This is a genomic window from Methylomonas sp. ZR1, from assembly GCF_013141865.1.
GTDB lineage: Bacteria > Pseudomonadota > Gammaproteobacteria > Methylococcales > Methylomonadaceae > Methylomonas.
The window spans coordinates 4467385-4487248 of sequence record NZ_RCST01000001.1; the positions used below are offsets into that span (position 1 = coordinate 4467385).

Sequence of the window (19864 nt, forward strand, 5' to 3'; positions counted from 1 at the left end):
CAGGCAGTATGAACAGCACACAAAGATTACACCAGTTATTATCTCAACGGATTTTGTTTCTGGACGGTGCGATGGGCACCATGATTCAGAGCTACAAACTGGAGGAGAAGGATTATCGCGGCGTACGCTTTGCCGACTGGCCTGTCGATCTTAAGGGCAACAACGATTTATTATCGATTACCCAGCCCGAGGTAATCAAGGCGATTCATCGCGCCTATCTGGATGCCGGCTCGGATATTCTGGAAACCAATACCTTCAATTCCACCCGTATCGCGATGGCCGATTATCGGATGGAAGACCTGGCTTACGAGATCAACGTCGCTTCGGCTCGCGTCGCTAAACAGGCGGCCAACGAAGTCAGCGCGTTAACGCCGGACAAGCCGCGTTTCGTCGCCGGCGTCTTGGGCCCCACCAATCGCACGTCATCAATGTCGCCGGATGTCAACGATCCCGGCTTCCGTAACATCACGTTCGACGATTTGGTAAGCGCCTACAGCGAAGCCACTCAAGGCTTGATCGACGGCGGCGCCGACATCATCCTGATCGAAACGGTGTTCGATACGCTGAACGCCAAAGCGGCGATTTTCGCGGTCGAACAGACTTTCGACAAACTAGGTTACAAACTGCCGGTAATGATTTCCGGCACCATTACCGACGCCTCCGGCCGCACGCTTTCAGGTCAAACCGCCGCCGCGTTCTGGTATTCGTTGAAACACGTGCAACCCGTCTCGATCGGCTTCAACTGCGCGCTCGGTGCGCAGGAACTGCGCCAATACATTGAAGAATTATCCAACATCGCCGACACCTACGTTTCCGCCCACCCGAACGCTGGCCTGCCCAACGAATTCGGCGAATACGACGAAACCCCGGAAATGATGGCCGCCGAATTGGCTGACTGGGCCGCCAGCGGCTATTTGAATATCATCGGCGGTTGCTGCGGCACTTCACCGGACACCATCCGCGCCATCGTTGCCGCGCTGGAAAAATATCCGCCGCGTAAGATACCCGAGTTGGAAAAACGCTGTCACCTGGCCGGCCTGGAAGCGATGAGCATCGGTCCGGAAACTTTGTTCGTGAACGTCGGCGAACGTACCAACGTTACCGGTTCGGCGATCTTCAAGAAAATGATCGTCGAAGAACGTTACGAAGAAGCCCTGGAAGTGGCCAAGCAACAGGTCGAAAACGGCGCGCAGATTATCGACATCAACATGGACGAAGGCATGCTGGATTCGAAAGCGGCGATGGTGCGCTTTTTGAATCTGCTGGCCGCCGAGCCGGATATTGCCAAAGTACCGATCATGCTGGACTCCTCAAAATGGGAGATTCTGGAAGCCGGCCTGAAATGCATCCAAGGCAAGGGCGTCGTCAACTCGATTTCGATCAAGGAAGGCGAAGAACTGTTCATCGAACACGCCAAGCTGGTGCGCCGTTATGGCGCTGCCGTGATCGTGATGGCCTTCGACGAACAAGGCCAGGCCGACACGATGGCGCGCAAGGTGGAAATCTGCACCCGCGCCTACAAAATATTGACCGAACAAATCGGCTTCCCGCCAGAAGACATCATCTTCGACCCCAACATTTTCGCGGTCGCCACTGGCATCGAGGAACACAACAACTACGGTGTCGATTTCATCGAAGCCACCCGTATCATCAAGCAGACCTTGCCGCATGCCTTGATTTCCGGCGGCGTATCGAATGTATCGTTCTCGTTCCGCGGCAACAATCCGGTGCGCGAAGCGATCCACGCCGTATTTCTGTACCACGCCGTACATGCCGGCATGGACATGGGTATCGTCAACGCCGGGCAGTTGGCGATTTACGCCGATATTCCGGAAGAACTGCGCAATTCCGTCGAAGACGTGATTTTGAATCGCACCCCGGAAGGCACCGAAAAGCTGCTGGAAATCGCCGAGAAATATCGTGGTAGCGGTCAGACAGCGAAACAGGAAACCTTGGAATGGCGTGAATGGCCGGTCAGCAAGCGCCTGGAACATGCGCTGGTGAAAGGCATCGCCGATTACATCGAAGAAGACACCGAAGCCGCGCGGCTGGAAGCGGAAAAAACGCTGCACGTCATCGAAGGGCCGTTGATGGACGGTATGAACGTTGTTGGCGACTTGTTCGGCGAAGGCAAGATGTTCCTGCCGCAAGTCGTGAAATCGGCGCGGGTCATGAAAAAAGCCGTGGCCTATCTGATGCCGTTCATGGATGCCGAAATAGACGGCAGCGAGCGGCAAACCAACGGCAAAGTGCTGATGGCCACTGTGAAGGGCGACGTGCACGACATCGGCAAAAATATCGTCGGCGTGGTACTGCAATGCAACAACTACGAAGTCATTGATCTGGGCGTGATGGTGCCGGCCGAAACTATTTTGAAAACCGCCCGCGAACAAAACGTCGATGTGATTGGCCTGAGCGGCTTGATCACGCCGTCGCTGGATGAAATGGTGCATGTCGCCAAGGAAATGCAGCGGCAAGGCTTTACGATCCCGTTGATGATAGGCGGTGCGACTACTTCGCGCGCCCATACTGCCGTGAAAATCGAGCCGCACTATCAATCGCCGACCGTCTATGTCACGGATGCATCGCGCAGTGTCGGCGTGGTCAGCGCCCTGCTCAGCGACGAGTTAAAAGCCGATTTCGTGGAGAAAACCCGCGCCGAGTATGAAGTGGTACGTGAACGTCACAAGGGGCGGCACGCCAAGAATCCGCAGCATAATCTGGAAAAAGCCCGGCTTAACAAATTCGATTACGCCAGCCATCAGCCGGTTAAGCCTAAATTTCTCGGTATCAAAGTCATCGATAATTTCCCGCTGGATACGCTGGTTTGGTATATCGACTGGACGCCGTTCTTCCAAACGTGGGAATTGTCCGGCAGCTATCCGGCCATTCTTAGCGACCATGTGGTTGGTGTCGAAGCGACTAAATTGTTCGAAGATGCGCAAGAGATGTTGAAACACTTGATTCGCGAACAATGGCTGACAGCCAAGGCCGTCATCGGTTTCTTTCCTGCCAACAGCGATGGCGATGACATCGTGTTGTATACCGACGACAGTCGCAGCCAGCCACGCGAAACGCTGCATCATTTGCGCCAGCAAAACGTCAAGGCGCCGGGCCGGCCCAACTACTGTTTGTCCGACTTCATTGCCCCGGTCGGTAGCGGCATTGCCGATTATCTGGGCGGCTTTGCGGTCACGTCCGGTATCGGTATCGAAACCAAGTTAGCAGAGTTCGAAAAAGATCACGACGACTACAGCGCCATCATGCTGAAAGCTCTGGCCGACCGGCTGGCCGAAGCGTTTGCGGAATACATGCATCAAGCCGTACGCCGCGAATACTGGGGCTATGCCGAAGAGGAAAATTACGACAATCACGCATTGATCGAAGAGGCCTATCAAGGCATCCGTCCAGCGCCAGGCTATCCAGCCTGCCCGGACCACACCGAAAAAGCCAAGTTGTTCGAATTGCTGAATGTCACTGAAAACACCACGATCGAACTAACCGAAAACTTCGCGATGTATCCGACTGCGGCGGTTAGCGGCTGGTATTTCTCGCATCCGGACTCGCAGTATTTCAATGTCGGCAAGATCGATCAGGACCAGTTAGAAGACTACGCGCGGCGTAAAGGCCTAAAGCTTGAAGTGGCCGAACGTTGGTTGGCTGCGCATTTGAATCATTGATCGATTCAACCGTGGCTGATTTTATCCTGTTCGGCACCGAAGGCTGTCATTTGTGCGAAGAAGCTGAGGAGCTATTGGTCGCCGCCGGGTTGGATTTTACGAGCCGGGACATTATGGCTAATGAACAATGGCAGGCCGACTACGGCTTATTGATCCCGGTGTTGTGGCATGCCCCAAGCCAAAAGCAACTTAATTGGCCGTTCGACAGCCTGCAATTAAAAGCATTCAGCATCGCCATCGATCCAAGCGAATGCCAGTCAGCACGCCGGACCTAGTATCGGTTTGGCGGTCGCCGAATCGCACGTGCCGGAACAGTGCAACTCAAAACGGCGAACTATAAAATCAGCTAGGCAAAGCCCTCAGAATGGCAGGATAGTCAAAGTTATCAGCCAGATAGGCCAGGGTTTTGCGCAATTGAGGATCCTGCGCCGTTGCCAGAACTATGGCATTTGCTATACGTTCCGGCTCCAGACTCTCCAGTGCATTTTTCAATTCATCCCGTGCCGATGCCGGCAAGCCGGCTAACATGTTCGGCGTTAATGGCGCGATTGGCGGGGTTTGTTCTGGAACACCCTCGTAAACATAACGCACCCCCAAGTGCTTGGCCAGACATTCGTAGATTTCGTTGAAGCGATAAGGCTTGCGTACAAAATCGTTCATACCGGCTTCCAGAAGCTCGCTACGCTGCTCCAGGAATGCCGAGGCTGTGACGGCAACAATGACGACCTCCTGCCCGCCAGGCAACTCCCGAATTCTTTTCGTGGCTTCCAAACCATCCATTACCGGCATTTGCCTATCCATCCAGATAAATTGCGGTCGCCAGGTTTGAAATAGCGCTATGCCTTCTGCGCCGTTGCCGGCCACTTTGCAGGAGAAACCGACCGATTCCATCAATTTTGCCAGCAATAACTGATTTTCCAGCTGATCTTCAACGATTAATATGCGGTAGTCGCTTTGCCCTTCCACTAAGCCGATGACGGCACCGGCTTCCGCTTTGTCGACACTGCGGTCGGTAATATCCGCCTGATTCACCTCCGCGAGCGGCAGGTCTATTCTAAATAAAGCGCCTTGATTCGGGTGGCTTTCCAAGGTAAGCGTACCGCCCATCAATTCCACAAACTGGCGGGTAATGGTTAATCCCAAGCCGGTGCCTTGGCTATCCCTTTGCTCGCCTAGCTGTACGAATGGTTCGAATATACGTTGCTGATCGGCCAGCGGGATCCCCACACCGGAATCTTCGACCTCGATCTGTAGATGCGAAATGCGATTTTTGCGAGTGCCTAGGCGCAAGGTAACACCGCCTTGCTGCGTAAATTTAATAGCATTGCCCACCAGATTAATCAGCACTTGCCGCAAGCGGGCTTCGTCGCCGACAATGAAGCGCGGAAACTGCGATGCCTGATCGACCAACAACCTCAGGCCTTTTTCGGCGGCGCGGACACTCATCATATCGGTAATATCGCGCACCATATTGCCCAAATCGAAAGGCGCGTTTTCCAAGTGTAGCCGGCCTACTTCGATTTTAGCCATTTCCAATACATCGTTAATCAACATCAACAGATGCTCGCCGCTGCGATTGATAATATCCAGGTTTTGCCTTTGCTCCTCCGACAGTTGGGGGTTTTTCCGCATCAATTTCGAGAAACCGAGAATGGCGTTCAGCGGGGTACGCAATTCGTGGCTCATATTGGCCAGGAATACGCTCTTGGCCCTATTGGCCGCTTCCGCCGCATCGCGCGCTATTATCAAGTCGGCGGTACGTTGCTGGATTTCATCTTCGAGGTGTTCTTTATAGCGCCGTAATTCTTCCTCGTTTTGCTTGCGATCATGGATGTCCATACGAATACCCAACATGCGTATGACCTTGCCGTCCGAATCGCGCTGAATACCGAAACCGCGCACATATTGCCAACGATAACAGCCGTCGGCGTGGCGCATGCGCGCTTGATATTGATATTCCGTGAAATCCCTGGACAACACGTCGCTCATTTTGTCGCTGACTTCCGTTTGATCATCCGGATGAACGCTTTCGAACCATGCGCGCCGATCAGCCATGCCGGTCCGAACTGGATAGCCGAGCATCGTGTAATAGGTGGGCGAAGCGTACCATTGGTCGTTTTTTACATCCCAGTCCCAAACGCCGACCTGCGCGGCTTCCAACGTCAACCGCAAGCGCTCCTCCGAGTCGCGTAAATGCTCTTCCGTGCGTAAGCGCTCAGCCTTATCGCGGAGCACGGAAATGCCAAAGGCCAAATCTCCGGCCAGCTCCTCTAGCAAACGAATCTCTGCTGCCGTGATCGCATTGGGTTCTGCGGAATAAATCGTCAGCGCACCGAAAATATCCGCGTTCTGATCGGCCAAAGGCAAGGCAATAACCGAGCGATAGCCGCGCGCTAACGCTGCGTCTCGTGCCAAAGCCATCAGTGCATCGGTGCAGACATCCTGAACATAGACTTTTTCGCCGCTGCAAATGGCGGCGGCAGCGGGACTGTGGGCGCCCGCCGCATCCCCGCCGCTGTGATCGGTGACGGCCAGATAGCCGTTTTCAAAACCGGCCCAGGCCACCGGGCGTATTGTTTTGGGAGGGCCGTTTTCCAAGTAGCCGACCCAAGCCATGCGATATTCGGCTTCATCGCAGACGATACGGCAGATTTCTTTGAGCAGGCTTGGTTCGTTGTCATGTCGCAGCAAGGCCTGATTGCAATTGCTGATCGCGCGCAATTCGCGATTGAGCTTATATAAGGCCGCTTCCGTTTGCTTGGCTTCGGTGATGTCCGTGCGTAAATATAGATAATTGCAAACCTGATAAGCTTCGTCGTAAATCGGTGAGGCGGTGATCTGTTCCCAGCGCAACTCGCCGTTTTTGTGGCGATTGGTCAGCGAAGATTTCCATAGTTTGCCTGCTGCCAATTGTGCCTGGCAGGCTTGGTACGTATCGGCAGTTATTTCACTGGACAATAATGCGCGAGGCGTCATTTTGTAAGCCTCGCCGAACGTATACCCGGTAATCCGCGTATAAGCGTGGTTGGTATAGGTCAATACGCCCTGCAGGTCGGTAATCTGGATGCCGGTCGGATTCTGATCCGCCGCTTGCGCCAGCCGATTGATTTCGGTGGCGAATAGATGGCGTTCTGTAATGTCGCGGTTAGTGATGCGCCGGCCTCGGTAGTTATTGTCCGCCCCGAACACGGCCTGGCAACAATGCGAGATCCAGCGTATTTCACCATCGCGGCGGACAATCCGGAAATCCACTTCAGCCAGGCGTAAATGCTCGACATCGTGGCGATGATCGGTCATTAAGTGCCGGTCGTCGGCATGTATGATGCGCGGCAACAGCCCGGCATCGGCCATAAACTCCTCGGCCGCATAACCGGTAACCCGCAAGCTGGAAGGCGTCATATACAAAATCTGCTGATCATCGCCTTCCCAATATTCCCAGTCGAAGGTGTAGTCCGCGACGGTATGGAACTTTTCCTCCTCTGCCGCCAACTTGGCGGCAACCTGCAATTGCTTTCGCCACGCACCGATGATGAACCGGGCGCTGCTAGCCGAAATCAAAGCAAACAGCAGGACCAGTCCGGCCATTTCCAGGACTTCATTCCACCACTCCGCCAGAAAGTCGTCCCGAGCCAGGCCGACGCTGACCCATAACGGGTAGGTGTCCAGTTTGCGAAAAGATACCACCCTGGCGGTATTGTCGAAGCTGAAAGGCGTGTGGAACACACCCGAGGTGTGTCCGGATGCGAGCATCCGGCGAAATTCCGGCGAAATGGTTTTATCGCCAATCATGTTGCCGGGCTCGGCATGGGCGGGATAGCGAACGATCAAGCCCATATCGGCATCTCTTAGGTTAATCGCCCCGCGACTGCCAATATCAACGTTGGAAATCGCTTTACTCAAGTTATCCAGTGAAACATTGGCAAAAACCACGCCGGCAAAACTGCCGTCGGCGCGGTTAAGGCGGCGCGCAAAATTTAGCACCCAAACCTTATTGATATGAGACATCACCGGTTTGTTGATAAATAGCCCAAGCGCCGGATTATCCCGCAAACTAGAAAAATAGAGCCGATCCGCCATGCTGAGCGGCTTATCTTTTGGTACATCCACGCCATAGGCTAGCCAACCTTGCGCGTCGGTAGCTCTAAGTCCGATAACCCATGGCAAACGCGCTTGTAAGCGCTGCATAAAAACCGACAGCGCCTCGGCGTCAACGCTCCCCAAAGCCTGTTGCCGCTGGATTTCCTCCACGGCCACCAACACGCCTAAGTCGACCTTTTCGATAAGGCTATCTAAGTTTTGCGCGATAACCTTGGCCAGATTCTGCGTCGTGATTTCGGCGCGCTGTTGATATTTGTCGAAGCTGCGATACAGCGCAAACCCCACGGTGGCGATAACCAACAGGTTAAGGATTACCGCCCCGGCAATCAGCCGCCTCGAGACATTGTTTGGAAAATCAAGCTGACCTGGCATAGCTGAACTCACAAGACTGTTGTGGTGTATTGGCGGCCCGTAAGTGTGCGCGGGCAAACGGTCCCTTCGTATTCCTTAAATGCGCTGCTAAACACCTAAGGATAGGGTTAAGTAACTTTTCTAGTGCGGATTAGCGGAACTTTCCCGTGCTTGTCGAAGGATCGCAGGGGAAATCCGGGCCTTCATAGCCCTTAACCGTTCATGCTTCGAATGCGCTCTCGGCAATTGCTCAGGCATCCAGGCCAGTCGAGCACGAACGGTTTGCCGGGAATAGTCATTTCGGGAAGTTATTTTTAGCGGAATTCTAAGGAGCCGCTCAAGCGGGCAAGCAATAATCCCGTTCCCGAAAAAGCTTTAAACAAATCTCGACTACTTCGGCGTTATACAGCACACCGCGATTGTCGGAAATCTCCTGCAGTGCTGCATCCAGCCCTAAACCGGCGCGGTAAGGGCGATGAGACTTCATCGCTTCCACCACATCGGCAACCGCCAGAATCTCCGCTTCCAGCAATATCTCTCCCTTCTTTAGGCCGCACGGGTAGCCACTACCGTTGGGGCGTTCGTGATGTTGCAAGACGATTTGCGCGATAGGCCAAGGGAAGTTGATGGATTTGAGGATGTCGTAGCCGGTTTCGGCGTGCCGCTTGATCAGGCTGAACTCCAAATCGTCCAACCGACCGGGCTTGCACAGTATTTCGGCGGGGATCCGAATTTTGCCTATATCGTGTACCACGCTCGCCAACGTCAGCCCCTCTATCCGCTCTTCCGGCAATTGCAAGCCGCGGGCGATAGCCGTGGCGAGGTGGGCGACGCGGCGTTGATGGCCGGCGGTGTAGGGATCGCGCGCTTCGATAGTGGCCGCAATCGCGGTCACGAAATCCAGCATGCCGGCGCGCAAATTTCTCTCGCTTTCCATCAGTTTACGGGTTCGCTCTTCCACCTGTTCTTCCAGATGGTTGCGCAGGCGGTCAAACTCCAAATGAGTACGCACCCTAACCAGCAATTCATCGCGCTGATAGGGCTTGGTGACGAAATCCACTGCACCCAAGTCAAAGCCGCGCACTTTTTCGTCGGTATCCATGATCGCGCTGACGAAGATGACCGGCACATCGCATGTATTCGGGTTAGCTTTGAGTTGCCGGCAAACTTCGAAGCCATCCATCTCCGGCATGCGAATATCCAACAGCACCAGTTCCGGCGGGTGTTTGAAAGCGGAATTTAAGGCTAATTCGCCGCTAATAGCAGAACGGACTTCGTAGCCTTCGTCCTTCAGAATATCCGTTAACAACTTTAAGGAGGCAGGGGTGTCGTCAACGGCGAGAATGTTGCCTTTATATGTCATAAAACTCTTTAATCGGTTTGCCTGAATGCTGCCAGGATACCCTGCCAAACGCAGTTTTCAGCAAAATATGCCAAGGTTTTCCGGGGCCGAATTGCCTCAAATTAAAAGTAACCCAAGGGGTCATTAAAAACGGGTCGTTGCCTCACATTGTGTGTAACCGAAATCAAGCGGGTTGCCACCATGGGAAAACACGAACGACGAGCCTATTTACAGGCTATCCAAAAGCGCTATCGACAAAGCGATAGGGCAACGAAACAAACGATCCTAAACGAGTTTTGCGAAGTCTGCGGCTACGCCCGTAAGTACGCGATTCGTTTGCTGAATCGAAAAGCCAAGCCAACCGCTTCGCCTAGCAAACGGCCCGGCCCCAAGCGGAAATATCAAGCCGAGGTGTTGCTGGAGCCATTGAAGCGCATCTGGTTCGCTAGCGATCAACTGTGCGGCAAGCGCCTGAAAGCAGCGATACCGATCTGGCTGCCGCACTACGAAACGCAGTACGGCTCAGGTTCGTGCCGACTTGCTAAAGGTTTCGGCGGCGACCTTGGATCGCTTGCTCAAACCCTTGCGCGTCCAGCACCCCAAAGGCTTGTCCGGCACCAAACCCGGGTCTCTGTTGAAAACCCAGATTCCCATCCGAACTCATCACTGGGACGAGACCCAGCCCGGTTTTGTCGAAGCCGATACTGTCGCTCACTGTGGCAATTCGCTGGCCGGCGATTTCGTCTAGAGCCTGACGATGACGGACATTGTCACCGGCTGGACCGAATGCCGGGCCACCTGGAATAAAGGCTCGCAAGGTATCCTGGAACAGATTCAGGCCATCGAGAACCTGTTGCCATTCCCTTTGAAAGGCTTCGATTGCGACAATGGTTCTGAATTTCTCAATCATCACCTGGTTCGCTATTTCACCGACCACCCGCAAAAGCCTGCGTTTACCCGCTCCAGGCCTTACAAGAAAAACGACAATGCCCACGTCGAGCAGAAAAACTGGACTCACGCCAGGCAATTATTCGGCTACGACCGGCTGGATAATGCCGCGCTGGTGCCGTTGATGAACGAGGTCTACAGCACGCTTGGGTGTCCTTTGCAGAATCATTTCTGCCCCAGTCTGAAACTTCAGAAAAAACACCGAGACGGCGCCAAAGTCGTGAAAAAATACCATGCCCCGCAAACCCCTTACCAACGGGTGATCAATCATCCTGACATTCCGGAAACCACCAAACAGACTCTCCAGGAACATCATGCCAAACTCAATCCATTTGCTCTTAAGGCCGCCATTGAGCAACAATTGAAACTCATTTTTTCACAAATCCAGGTTACCTCTAATGTGAGGCAACGACTCTGATCCTTCGGTTACCTTTTTCTATGAGGCAATACGGGGGCTGGCTCATATCGGTTGCGATGCGCCGGAGCGCTAGGTCGTTCGAAACCATTCGGACGCCGTTCGATTTTGAAGGGGCCGCATAGCTGATGCCGCAGGACATTATAGTGTATGCCCCAAGGCGTAGGCGGAACGCAGTTAAGCAGTTATTTTTATCGATAGCCTAAAGTTATCGGCTTGCGGTTCGATAACCTTTTTAGCCGTTACGGCAACCGCTTTCCAAAACCAACCCGACGAGGCCTCGCCATGCTTGATTCCGTCTCTTCCGTCGCCGCGCTGGCGACACAAATGTCCACCCAAAAAACCGCGCAACAAGTCGAAGTTGCGATGCTGGTAAAAGCCAAGGAGATGCAGGAACAACAAGGCCAAAACGCCTTAAAGTTATTGGAGTCGGCCAGCGTACCGGCGAACGGTATCGATGTCCGGGTTTGAGCGGCGGAAGATTGCTGGAACTTAGCTGCCTTGCTTGTCCTGCATCGCCAGCGCAGCCTGATACAAGGTCTTTTTACGCTGGCCGGTAATTTCGGCCGCCAGTGCCGCGGCGGTTTTGGTAGAACATTCCGCCAGCAATATACCCAAAATCCGCCGTTGTTCGTCGGTTAATTCATCGTCTTGCTCACCAGCTTCGCGGCCGGCTACCAATACCACGAATTCGCCCTTGCGCATGTTTTCGTCGGTCTGCACTTTCTCCAACACCTTGACCAGTTTGTCGCCGACAATCGTTTCATGCAATTTCGTGAGCTCCCGAGCAACGACAATTTGGTGATTAGCCGGAAATACCGTCAGCATATCTTCCAAGGCGGCCTGGATACGATGGCTGGATTCGTAAAAAGCCCAAGTCGAGCAGTCAGCCAGTTTATGTTCGAAGAAGCTGCGCCGCGCCGAGCCGGTGCGTGGCAAAAAGCCTTCGAAACTGAAACGGCTGGTCGGTAAACCCGCCACCGACAAGGCGGCGATCAGCGCGCAGGCGCCGGGTATCGGACACACATCTACGCCTTGCTGTCTGGCCAATTTGACCAGAGGAAAGCCGGGATCGCTGATCATCGGCGTGCCGGCATCGGATACCAGCGCCACCGATAATCCTTCGCGGATTTTATCGATTAGGCCTTGCGAAGCATGTTCTTCGTTATGTTGATGCAGTGATTGCAGCGGCTTATTGATGCCGTAATGTTGCAGCAACATCTTGACGTGGCGGGTATCTTCGGCGGCGATCAAGTCCACTTGTTTCAATATGTCCACCGCCCGAAAACTGAAATCGGCCAGATTACCGATTGGCGTGGCAACCACGTATAATTTTCCGTACATTTATTCTTCGGTCCCCGTGCTATGTCTCATCGCAAATTTGCCGCCATTATGCCGCGTCGTGTTTTAAACCGCTGGTTTTTCGGCCTGTTGCTGCTGGCTGCGTGCAGCGAACAACCGGTCAAAAATAAAACCCAGCTGGAAGTGCGTCCGCAGACCAGCGCCCGCAAAGCCAAACCGGCCGAGCCGCCGCGCAGTTACCGGATGGCCGACAATCAAAACAGCCTGCATCTGCTGGATGCCGACACCCGCCTGCAAGCCGGCGATAGTCAGGCCGCGCAAAAAGCCCTGGATAAAATCAACGCCGAACAGTTGCCGCCGGAGTTGTTCAGCAAATACAAATTGCTCCAAGCTCAAGTAGCGTTGAGCATGGGCGATGCGGAACAAGCCTTGAAAAAGCTGGAGGGTGTGCGGCCCGCCATACTGGCCGACGCCGATCAAATTGCTTATTACCAATCCGTGGCCTTTGTGCATGCTTTGTTGGGCGATGTTGTACCCAGCGTCAGGGCGCGCCTGAAACTGGGCCGACTGTTGCAAAAACCCGAGCAGCAAAAGCAAAACATTATCGCCATCCTGGATGCGCTTAGCGTGTTGCCGCTGGAAACCCTTAGCGGCCCGTCCCCCATCGTTGACGAACTGAGCGGCTGGATGGCCTTGGCTAAAGTTCTTAAGCAACGCAACGTGGCCGGTTTCGACACAGCCGGTCAAATCATGCAATGGCGGCAAATGTTTCCCGGCCATCCGGCCAACGCCGATTACCTGCAAGCCTATCTGAATCCGCCGCCCGTCAGTCAGCAAACCGTTCAAGAACCGGAGCAAGCTGCGCAACCACCTGCTCCGGGTGCAACCATTGCCGTGTTGCTGCCTGGCTCGGGCTCTTACGCCAGCGCGGCTAAAGCCATCAGGGAAGGGTTGACGGTAGCCCATCGACTGGCCGCCAGCGCCGCGCCGCAAATGCCACTAAAGTATTACGACAGTGAAAAAGACGATATAGCCAACATATATAAGCAAGCTGTCAGCGACGGCGCCAAACAGGTGATAGGGCCCTTGGTGAAGGAACAGATCCAAAATTTGGCGCAATCCGCCGAATTAAGCGTACCGGTACTGGCGTTGAATCATGTGGAAAACCTCAGCAACCCCAATCTCTATCAATTCGGCCTCAGCCCGATAGACGACGCGGAACAATTGGTACAAAAAGCCAAGCGCGATGGCCAACAGAATGCCGTATTGCTGACGCCGAATACCACGCAAGGTGAGCGGGTGCGCCATTATCTAATGTCGGCTTGGCAAGCGGTCGGCGGCGCCGTGGTGGGTGTGGAAAGCTACGACCCGAAACAACACGATTTCGCCGCCATTGTAAAAACCTTGCTCAGCAACAGCGTCAGCGCGAATGGCCAGAAGCAACCCTTGGCCTTATTCGTTAGCGCCAGCTCGGAATTGGCCAGAGAGTTGGCGCCGCAACTCAAGTACTCGCAAAGCAGCGAGTTGTCGGTTTATGCGATGCCGAATATCTACAGCGGCCGGCAAAATCCGGTGCGGGATAGCGAGTTGGGCAAGATTAATTTCTGCGATCTTCCTTGGGTGTTCGGCGACGCCTACACCGGCGCACTCAGCCAGCAAGCCGTGCAGAATACCTGGCAAGGCCTCAGCGACAGCCAGGTTAAGCTGGTCGCGTTAGGCATAGATGCTTACAACATCATTGGTCAATTACCGCAGTTGGCCGGAGCGTCTTACGCCGGCGCCACCGGCCGCTTGTCAGTGAACGATGAAAATCGCATTACCCGCAAACTAGTCTGTGCCCAGTTTAAAGGCGGCGTGCCGGTCGCCTCCGGCTTTGTCGAATAGCATGTTATTCGGCAAAACCAAGCCGCTGCATTTGCAAAAGGGCGATAGCGCCGAACAATTAGCTTTGGCTTATTTGCAAAAACAAGGTTTGGAATGGGTGTGCAGCAACTTCCGCTGCAAAATGGGTGAGTTGGATCTGGTGATGAAAGACGGCGCGGCGCTGGTGATTGTGGAAGTACGCTTTCGCAAATCCGAGCAATTTGGCGGCGCCGTGGCCAGCGTCACCCGGCAAAAACAGGCGCGCATCGTCGCCGCTACCCAACACTATGTCATAATCAACAACCTGAGCCAGCTCTCGATTCGTTTCGACGTGGTTGCTGTATCCGGCGACAACCGCCTGGACTGGATTAAAAACGCATTTCAAACCTGAGTATTATGAGTTTACAAGACCGCATCATCGCCCACTTTTCCGACAGCATTCAAACCAAACAGGATGCGATGGCCAGCTTGTGCGAGCTGATTGAGTTCGCCTCGCAAAAAATTGTCGAGGCTTTGGTGAACGACAAAAAAGTGCTGACTTGCGGCAACGGCGGTTCGGCGGGTGATGCGCAGCATTTTTCTTCGGAAATGCTCAACCGTTTCGAACGGGAACGCCCCGCGTTGCCGGCGATTGCCTTGAGCACCGATACCTCAACCATCACCTCTATCGCCAACGACTACCACTACGACGAAATCTTTGCCAAGCAATTGCGCGCTTTGGGGCAGGCTGGCGATATTTTGCTGGTCTACACCAGTAGCGGTAACTCCGGCAATATCATTAAAGCCGTGAAAGTGGCGCATGACCGGGATATGACGGTTATCGCGCTAAGCGGTAAAGACGGCGGTGTGCTGGCCGGCGCGTTGAACGAAGCCGATATTGAAATCCGCGTACCGTCTTATTCCACCGCCCGCATTCAGGAAGTGCATTTGTTGATCTCGCATTGCCTATGCGATTTAATCGATCATCAATTATTTGGCGGCTAACGCGCTCAGGCGCCCGTTATCATTCAATCGGATAAACGGGCGTTTGCATACTTAATTACCTGACGTAATGTAGTTTTTGCCCCAACATTTCGGCAGTTACCAGCACTACCCCGCCCTCGCTGACATAAAATCTGTTTTTGTCGTCGTTAAGATTCTCGCCAATCACCGTGCCTGTCGGCACCTCGCAACCTTTTTCAACGATGGCTTTGGTAATTCGGCAATTTTGGCCTATGCAGACTTGCGGCAACAGAATGCTGTCTTTGATAAGCGCTGACTCGTTTACGGTGACATTGGAAAACACCATGGAATGCTGAATGGTTGCGCCGGAAATAATAGAGCCGCCGGCAATCATCGAATCGACGGCCAGACCACGCCGGCCGTTGTCGTCGAACACAAACTTGGCCGGCGGTGTTTGTTCCTGATAGGTCCATATCGGCCAGGACGCATCGTATAAATTCAAATCCGGCTTGACGCCGATTAACTCCAAATTGGAAGCCCAGTAGGCGTCTATGGTCCCGACATCGCGCCAATAACTTTGCTGGCCGCTTTGTAAATCCAAAAACGGATAGGCATTAACAATATGATCGTCAATGACGGCGGGAATAATATCTTTGCCAAAGTCGTTGGTAGAATTTTCAGTGAGAGAATCTTTAATTAATTGCTCCCATAAAAAATCGGCGTTAAAGATATAAATACCCATCGAGGCCAATGCGGTATTGGTTCTACCCGGCATCACGGGTGGGTTGGCGGGTTTTTCGACAAAAGCCCTGACCCGGCGATTGCTATCCACGTCCATTACGCCAAAAGCGGAGGCGTCTTTTAAGGATACTTCCAGACAACCTATGGTTAGGTCGGCGTTTTTTTCGACGTGGTCGATTAACATGGCCGCGTAATCCATTTTATAAATATGGTCGCCGGCCAGGATTAAAATATGATCCGGTTTACGAGCCCGCAGAATATCGATATTCTGCAACACGGCGTCGGCGGTGCCTTTATACCAGGAGGTCTCGTCTATCCGTTGTTGTGCCGGCATGATGTCGACGTATTCGCCAAATTCGCCGCGCATGAATCCCCAGCCTTTTTGGATATGCCGAATCAGCGAATCGGCCTTATATTGCGTCATCACGCCGATTTTACGGATACCGGAATTCACGCAATTGGATAACGGAAAATCGATAATCCGAAACTTGCCGCCAAAAGGCACGGCGGGCTTGGCGCGCCAATCCGTCATATTCATTAAGCGCGAACCGCGTCCGCCGGCAAGAATTAAAGCAATAGTATTTTTGGTTAATTGATGGATATTGTGTGTGGGCGCTGACATGGTTAAATCTTTAGAAAAATAAACTGTTGGCCGAATAGGTTTTATAGGGCATATCAAGTTTTCCCAAGGCTTTTTCAAACCTAAAAATTAACGGCGAAAACTCAAAATACACGCATTGTTTCAAGCGAAGCAAACGCGCTTGAGTTGTTAATATCCGGAGTGATATGTAGTTCGATAATACTTACCGCGGGCAAGTCGACAACGTGTAGTTCCGACTCCGCTGTGCACCCTTGCGGATTAAAATGCCATTGTTGGCGGACGATTTCGCGAAACGGCTGTCCGTTATCCGCAGAAATACGAAGGACGTATTCTTGTGTTCTGGCTATAGCCGATTCCAAAAAATCCAGTTGAATAGATTGCACAGGCTGGGCCTGCTTAAACAGTAAGCGGATAACTTGCGGGCCGGGCATGCCCGCTCGCCACCCGCCGCTAAAACCAGGCAGTAGCGCGGCTTCGATAGTGTGCTCCTTAGCCTCGGATGACACTTCAACGTCAGCAAGCGCTTCCAGATTTAACGGCTCTGTCATTGAGCTGGCTTTGTTGGGCCGACTGTCACCGATAATTCGTTTTTGCATGGTTTACCTGGCGTAGGACTGTATTAATCGGTCGAAATGGTTTGAATCCGGTTTTTGTTTGTCGGGACTGATTGAAATCTTTAACTTGAGTGCGATTGCTCCGTAATTGGATAGGCAGGCACCGCATGCCTAGCGTCCGGCTGTTTGGAAACAAGGAATGTCGGCATGGCTAGGTCCCGGTGAGAGCTGAGTGTTTTACTGCGAAATTGCCTGATGGCAATTGCTGATTACAAATGGCTGTTGCTCCCAAACCCCAGCCGAAAAATATGGGCGCTTCCCTGCGCCCCAGGTCGAGAGGGAGGCTTAACCCTTTAAAAAGCTGGCCATGATGCCAGCCGGGTCAATACCTTGATGCGGGAATTGCTCCCACAGGCCGCCGCAACCTTCTTTATGCGTGGCAATATAGTTGTATTTTGGTGTGTAACCGCGTTCCAACAACCATGTGCCCATGCGGCTACCCAAACCGGTTTTACGGTTGAAGGACTCAACCACCAGCACTTTCGGTGACTTACCGATTTTGGCCAGCATGTCTTCATCGATGACGTTCAAGGTCGGTTTGTTGATCAAGCCTACATCCACGCCTTGTTGTTTCAGGCGTTCGACTGCATCCAGTGCTCGGTACAAGGCTTCACCGAAGCTGACGATATAACCGGCCGTGCCTTCGCGAATGACTTCGTCTTTGCCGGGCACGAACTTATAGTCGCCACCAAAAAACTCGTTGCCGTTACTGTCCAGAATGGTCGGCACTTTGGAACGAGTGGAGAAGATGAAACGCAAGCCTGGATCGAAGAAGACTTTTTCTACGCAGGCTTTCATTTGCAGAGGATCTGCAGGGAAATACAGTTTGGTTTCGTAACCGTCGCTCAAACCGTTATCGGCGAACATGTTGTTCAGACCGAAATGGCAGGTGTTGTCGGCCATGTCGTCGATACCGGAATGCGAGAAGTGACTGAGCACGTTGGATTTGTTCAACCGGGCCATGGTGATTTCGGACATCAGCATTTCTAAGAACGCGCTGAAGGTACCGAAAATACCTTGTTTGCCTGCTTCCATACCAAAACCGGCTGCCGCGGAGAAGTTACCGCGCTCCATGATGCCGGAGGAGATAAACACTTCCGGGAAAGCTTTGTGGATTTTGAACAGACCACAAGAGCCTTCCAAGTCACTATCCACAACCCGCACTTTGGCAACCCGTTCTGCTTCGCTCAAACGGCCCAAGACTTCCACGCACGCATCGCCGAAGACGTTGCGGTTGGCATCCCATTTGTCGCTGGAACCCAAAAATACCGCGTCGTTTTTCGGTGCTTTGACTTCGCGCAATGCATCGGCAGCGGCTTGTTGGCCATGTGACTCCAGGTATTCCAATGCCACTTTCACCGACACAACGTCGTGGCCGTGGGTTGAGCCTTCCAGGCCGACAATGCCAGGGCACATCGGGCGGTGGTTGATAACCGCAACCGGGCCAGGGGTGTTAATGGCGGTAATGATGCGTTTGTACAAATCGTCCAGATCTTCGCCGTCGCCTTCCAGTACGGTGACACCTTGACCAGCCAAGGTTTTGGCGGTGCTGCAGCCTTTTAAGTACTCGGATGGGTGGCCGGCGATGGTGACGTTGTTGTCGTCGATGATCAGTTTAACGTTCAGGCCTTGCGCCACAGCCAGACGGGCCGCTTCGGCATCGTTACCTTCCTGCTGCGAGCCGTCCGATCCCAGGCAGAACACAGTTTTGGCCGGGTTGGCGATGGCTACGCCGTTGACATACGGCCACATGTGGCCCAAACGGCCGGAGCTGAATTTCACGCCGGGGGTGAAATCCAATTCAGGATGGCCGGGCAAATGTGAATGCGCGGCACGGTACTCGATCAAGCGTTCTGCCGGCAAATCGCCGTTCAGGGTGGACATCAGATACTGGGTGGCGACGCGGTGGCCGGCTTCGTCAAAAAAGATGGGTACAAAATCATTGGAGCTGTGGAACAGCGCATCCATGATCATGACTTCCGGCACGGTATCGTATGGACCGCCGGTATGGCCGCCCACACCACGGGCTGCGCCGTTGGCTGTGAAATAGACAATAGCATCACGGCACAACTGAATGTTGGCTTTCAGGCTGGCACGTTGTGCATCGGTTAAAGTTGGGTTTTTTGGATCTAAGTTGATGCGCTGATAAGCGCCAAGATCGATTGGAAATTTGGACATAACTAATCTCATGGTGAGGACATTATTTTTATAGACGCGCAGCTAGTTGTTACGCTGTCATTTTTAAACGCGACATAGAACAAAGATAATATTTAGCTCCGGCAAATATTCGTTGCTAATTAACTACAATAACGCTGCTTTTTTACACAAGCCGTTGCAATTTTGTAGTCTTAAATTTGTTTTTTCATGCCGTCGTATCGAACCTTACACCCATTAAAATGGGCTTTGCAAGACTTATTAAATACCTACTAATTTGTATATAAATTGAAACGGATAGCCTGTATAGCCCTGAGACAAATAACAGAATACGTTCTATGGAAAATCAATTAGTTATTCAAGTCGCTTCTACTATCAAAGGATTATAAGCAGCAAAAAAATTTATTTTATTTTTCGCGGCAGTGCAGCTTTGCGGGACGAATTGATTGAATGGTAGTGTGTTGCCGAAACACGCCTGGTCTATACACAATCCCAAATCGCCAGCGGAAATATCTCAAACAGTTCACCGACGGGATCAGAACGCGGGCTTGGAACCATTAGTTTCGTTCTAGCTCTAAACAATGGGATAAAGGATGGCTTCGGCAGAGGAGAAGGGAGGCCGATTAGTTAAGCTTTCCGGTGCGGTGACCAAAACCATCGCGTTTCAAACAGCCTGGGGGGAGAGTCGGCAAGACATCGCAAAACGGTGTAAGTGGTCTGTCCAAAGGGAAAGGTCGCGTTAGTTGTATTTATCTGCAACGTGGACTATGTTTCCAACACCTAAAGTAAAGCAACTGGTTGACGCTATATAGG

General features: G+C 52.9%; 14 protein-coding genes. 8 read left to right on the forward strand and 6 right to left on the reverse strand.

Features of this window, described 5'->3' with window-relative positions:
- Positions 1–8 precede the first annotated feature (8 nt).
- Complete coding sequence (gene metH, locus DDY07_RS20295) at positions 9–3680, forward strand: methionine synthase (protein ID WP_171697216.1); 3672 nt, start codon at positions 9–11, stop codon at positions 3678–3680.
- A gap of 11 nt (positions 3681–3691) precedes the next feature.
- Positions 3692–3955: a glutaredoxin family protein gene (locus tag DDY07_RS20300; protein WP_171697217.1), complete on the forward strand. Its 264-nt coding sequence runs from the start codon at positions 3692–3694 to the stop codon at positions 3953–3955.
- 67 nt (positions 3956–4022) lie between these two features.
- On the opposite strand, the gene DDY07_RS20305 is transcribed toward DDY07_RS20300, so the two are convergent.
- Together DDY07_RS20305 and DDY07_RS20310 are read right to left on the reverse strand one after the other, a co-directional pair.
- A complete protein-coding gene (locus DDY07_RS20305; protein ID WP_171697218.1) occupies positions 4023–8150 on the reverse strand; it encodes a PAS domain-containing protein in 4128 nt (1375 codons plus the stop codon).
- 316 nt (positions 8151–8466) lie between these two features.
- A complete protein-coding gene (locus DDY07_RS20310) occupies positions 8467–9492 on the reverse strand; it encodes an HD-GYP domain-containing protein (RefSeq protein ID WP_101052714.1) in 1026 nt (341 codons plus the stop codon).
- 517 nt (positions 9493–10009) lie between these two features.
- Between DDY07_RS20310 and DDY07_RS23945 the strand changes: the two genes are divergently transcribed.
- The 3 genes from DDY07_RS23945 to DDY07_RS20320 all read left to right on the forward strand — a co-directional run bounded on the left by DDY07_RS23945 (position 10010) and on the right by DDY07_RS20320 (position 11305).
- Entirely contained in the window at positions 10010–10219 is a 210-nt protein-coding gene (locus DDY07_RS23945) for a hypothetical protein (RefSeq protein WP_216614789.1), read from the forward strand.
- Positions 10220–10228: 9 nt separating this feature from the next.
- Positions 10229–10837, forward strand: coding sequence for a hypothetical protein (locus tag DDY07_RS23950; protein ID WP_216614790.1), 609 nt, complete (start codon positions 10229–10231; stop codon positions 10835–10837).
- A 282-nt stretch (positions 10838–11119) separates the two neighbouring features.
- Positions 11120–11305, forward strand: a complete 186-nt coding sequence (locus DDY07_RS20320; RefSeq protein WP_171697219.1) for a YjfB family protein — start codon at positions 11120–11122, stop codon at positions 11303–11305.
- A gap of 21 nt (positions 11306–11326) precedes the next feature.
- Here the strand turns inward: DDY07_RS20320 and rsmI are convergent, their stop codons facing one another.
- Positions 11327–12178: a 16S rRNA (cytidine(1402)-2'-O)-methyltransferase gene (gene rsmI, locus DDY07_RS20325; RefSeq protein WP_171697220.1), complete on the reverse strand. Its 852-nt coding sequence runs from the start codon at positions 12176–12178 to the stop codon at positions 11327–11329.
- Positions 12179–12199: 21 nt separating this feature from the next.
- On the opposite strand from rsmI, the gene DDY07_RS20330 reads away from it, so the two are divergent.
- Genes DDY07_RS20330 through DDY07_RS20340 form a run of 3 tightly spaced genes read left to right on the forward strand, consistent with a single transcriptional unit; the run spans position 12200 to position 14983 of the window.
- Positions 12200–14020, forward strand: coding sequence for a penicillin-binding protein activator (locus DDY07_RS20330; RefSeq protein ID WP_171697221.1), 1821 nt, complete (start codon positions 12200–12202; stop codon positions 14018–14020).
- A 1-nt stretch (position 14021) separates the two neighbouring features.
- Entirely contained in the window at positions 14022–14390 is a 369-nt protein-coding gene (locus DDY07_RS20335; protein WP_171697222.1) for a YraN family protein, read from the forward strand.
- 5 nt (positions 14391–14395) lie between these two features.
- Complete coding sequence (locus DDY07_RS20340) at positions 14396–14983, forward strand: phosphoheptose isomerase (RefSeq protein ID WP_020483819.1); 588 nt, start codon at positions 14396–14398, stop codon at positions 14981–14983.
- A 55-nt stretch (positions 14984–15038) separates the two neighbouring features.
- Here the strand turns inward: DDY07_RS20340 and glgC are convergent, their stop codons facing one another.
- The 3 genes from glgC to DDY07_RS20355 all read right to left on the reverse strand — a co-directional run bounded on the left by glgC (position 15039) and on the right by DDY07_RS20355 (position 19075).
- Positions 15039–16304: a glucose-1-phosphate adenylyltransferase gene (glgC, locus tag DDY07_RS20345; protein WP_171697223.1), complete on the reverse strand. Its 1266-nt coding sequence runs from the start codon at positions 16302–16304 to the stop codon at positions 15039–15041.
- 101 nt (positions 16305–16405) lie between these two features.
- The gene (locus DDY07_RS20350; RefSeq protein ID WP_171697224.1) at positions 16406–16879 is read right to left on the reverse strand and encodes a carbohydrate-binding protein; all 474 of its coding nucleotides are present in this window, start codon (positions 16877–16879) and stop codon (positions 16406–16408) included.
- 303 nt (positions 16880–17182) lie between these two features.
- Positions 17183–19075: a transketolase C-terminal domain-containing protein gene (locus tag DDY07_RS20355; protein ID WP_171697225.1), complete on the reverse strand. Its 1893-nt coding sequence runs from the start codon at positions 19073–19075 to the stop codon at positions 17183–17185.
- Positions 19076–19864 lie beyond the last annotated feature (789 nt).

Excerpts from the sequence above, each read along its gene's own strand:
- metH (WP_171697216.1), top strand. The coding sequence starts at position 9 with ATGAACAGCACACAAAGATTACACCAGTTATTATCTCAACGGATTTTG.
- DDY07_RS20305 (WP_171697218.1), bottom strand. The coding sequence starts at position 8,150 with ATGCCAGGTCAGCTTGATTTTCCAAACAATGTCTCGAGGCGGCTGATT.
- DDY07_RS20310 (WP_101052714.1), bottom strand. The coding sequence starts at position 9,492 with ATGACATATAAAGGCAACATTCTCGCCGTTGACGACACCCCTGCCTCC.
- DDY07_RS23950 (WP_216614790.1), top strand. The coding sequence starts at position 10,229 with ATGACGGACATTGTCACCGGCTGGACCGAATGCCGGGCCACCTGGAAT.
- DDY07_RS20320 (WP_171697219.1), top strand. The coding sequence starts at position 11,120 with ATGCTTGATTCCGTCTCTTCCGTCGCCGCGCTGGCGACACAAATGTCC.
- rsmI (WP_171697220.1), bottom strand. The coding sequence starts at position 12,178 with ATGTACGGAAAATTATACGTGGTTGCCACGCCAATCGGTAATCTGGCC.
- DDY07_RS20330 (WP_171697221.1), top strand. The coding sequence starts at position 12,200 with ATGTCTCATCGCAAATTTGCCGCCATTATGCCGCGTCGTGTTTTAAAC.
- DDY07_RS20335 (WP_171697222.1), top strand. The coding sequence starts at position 14,022 with ATGTTATTCGGCAAAACCAAGCCGCTGCATTTGCAAAAGGGCGATAGC.
- DDY07_RS20340 (WP_020483819.1), top strand. The coding sequence starts at position 14,396 with ATGAGTTTACAAGACCGCATCATCGCCCACTTTTCCGACAGCATTCAA.
- glgC (WP_171697223.1), bottom strand. The coding sequence starts at position 16,304 with ATGTCAGCGCCCACACACAATATCCATCAATTAACCAAAAATACTATT.
- DDY07_RS20350 (WP_171697224.1), bottom strand. The coding sequence starts at position 16,879 with ATGCAAAAACGAATTATCGGTGACAGTCGGCCCAACAAAGCCAGCTCA.
- DDY07_RS20355 (WP_171697225.1), bottom strand. The coding sequence starts at position 19,075 with ATGTCCAAATTTCCAATCGATCTTGGCGCTTATCAGCGCATCAACTTA.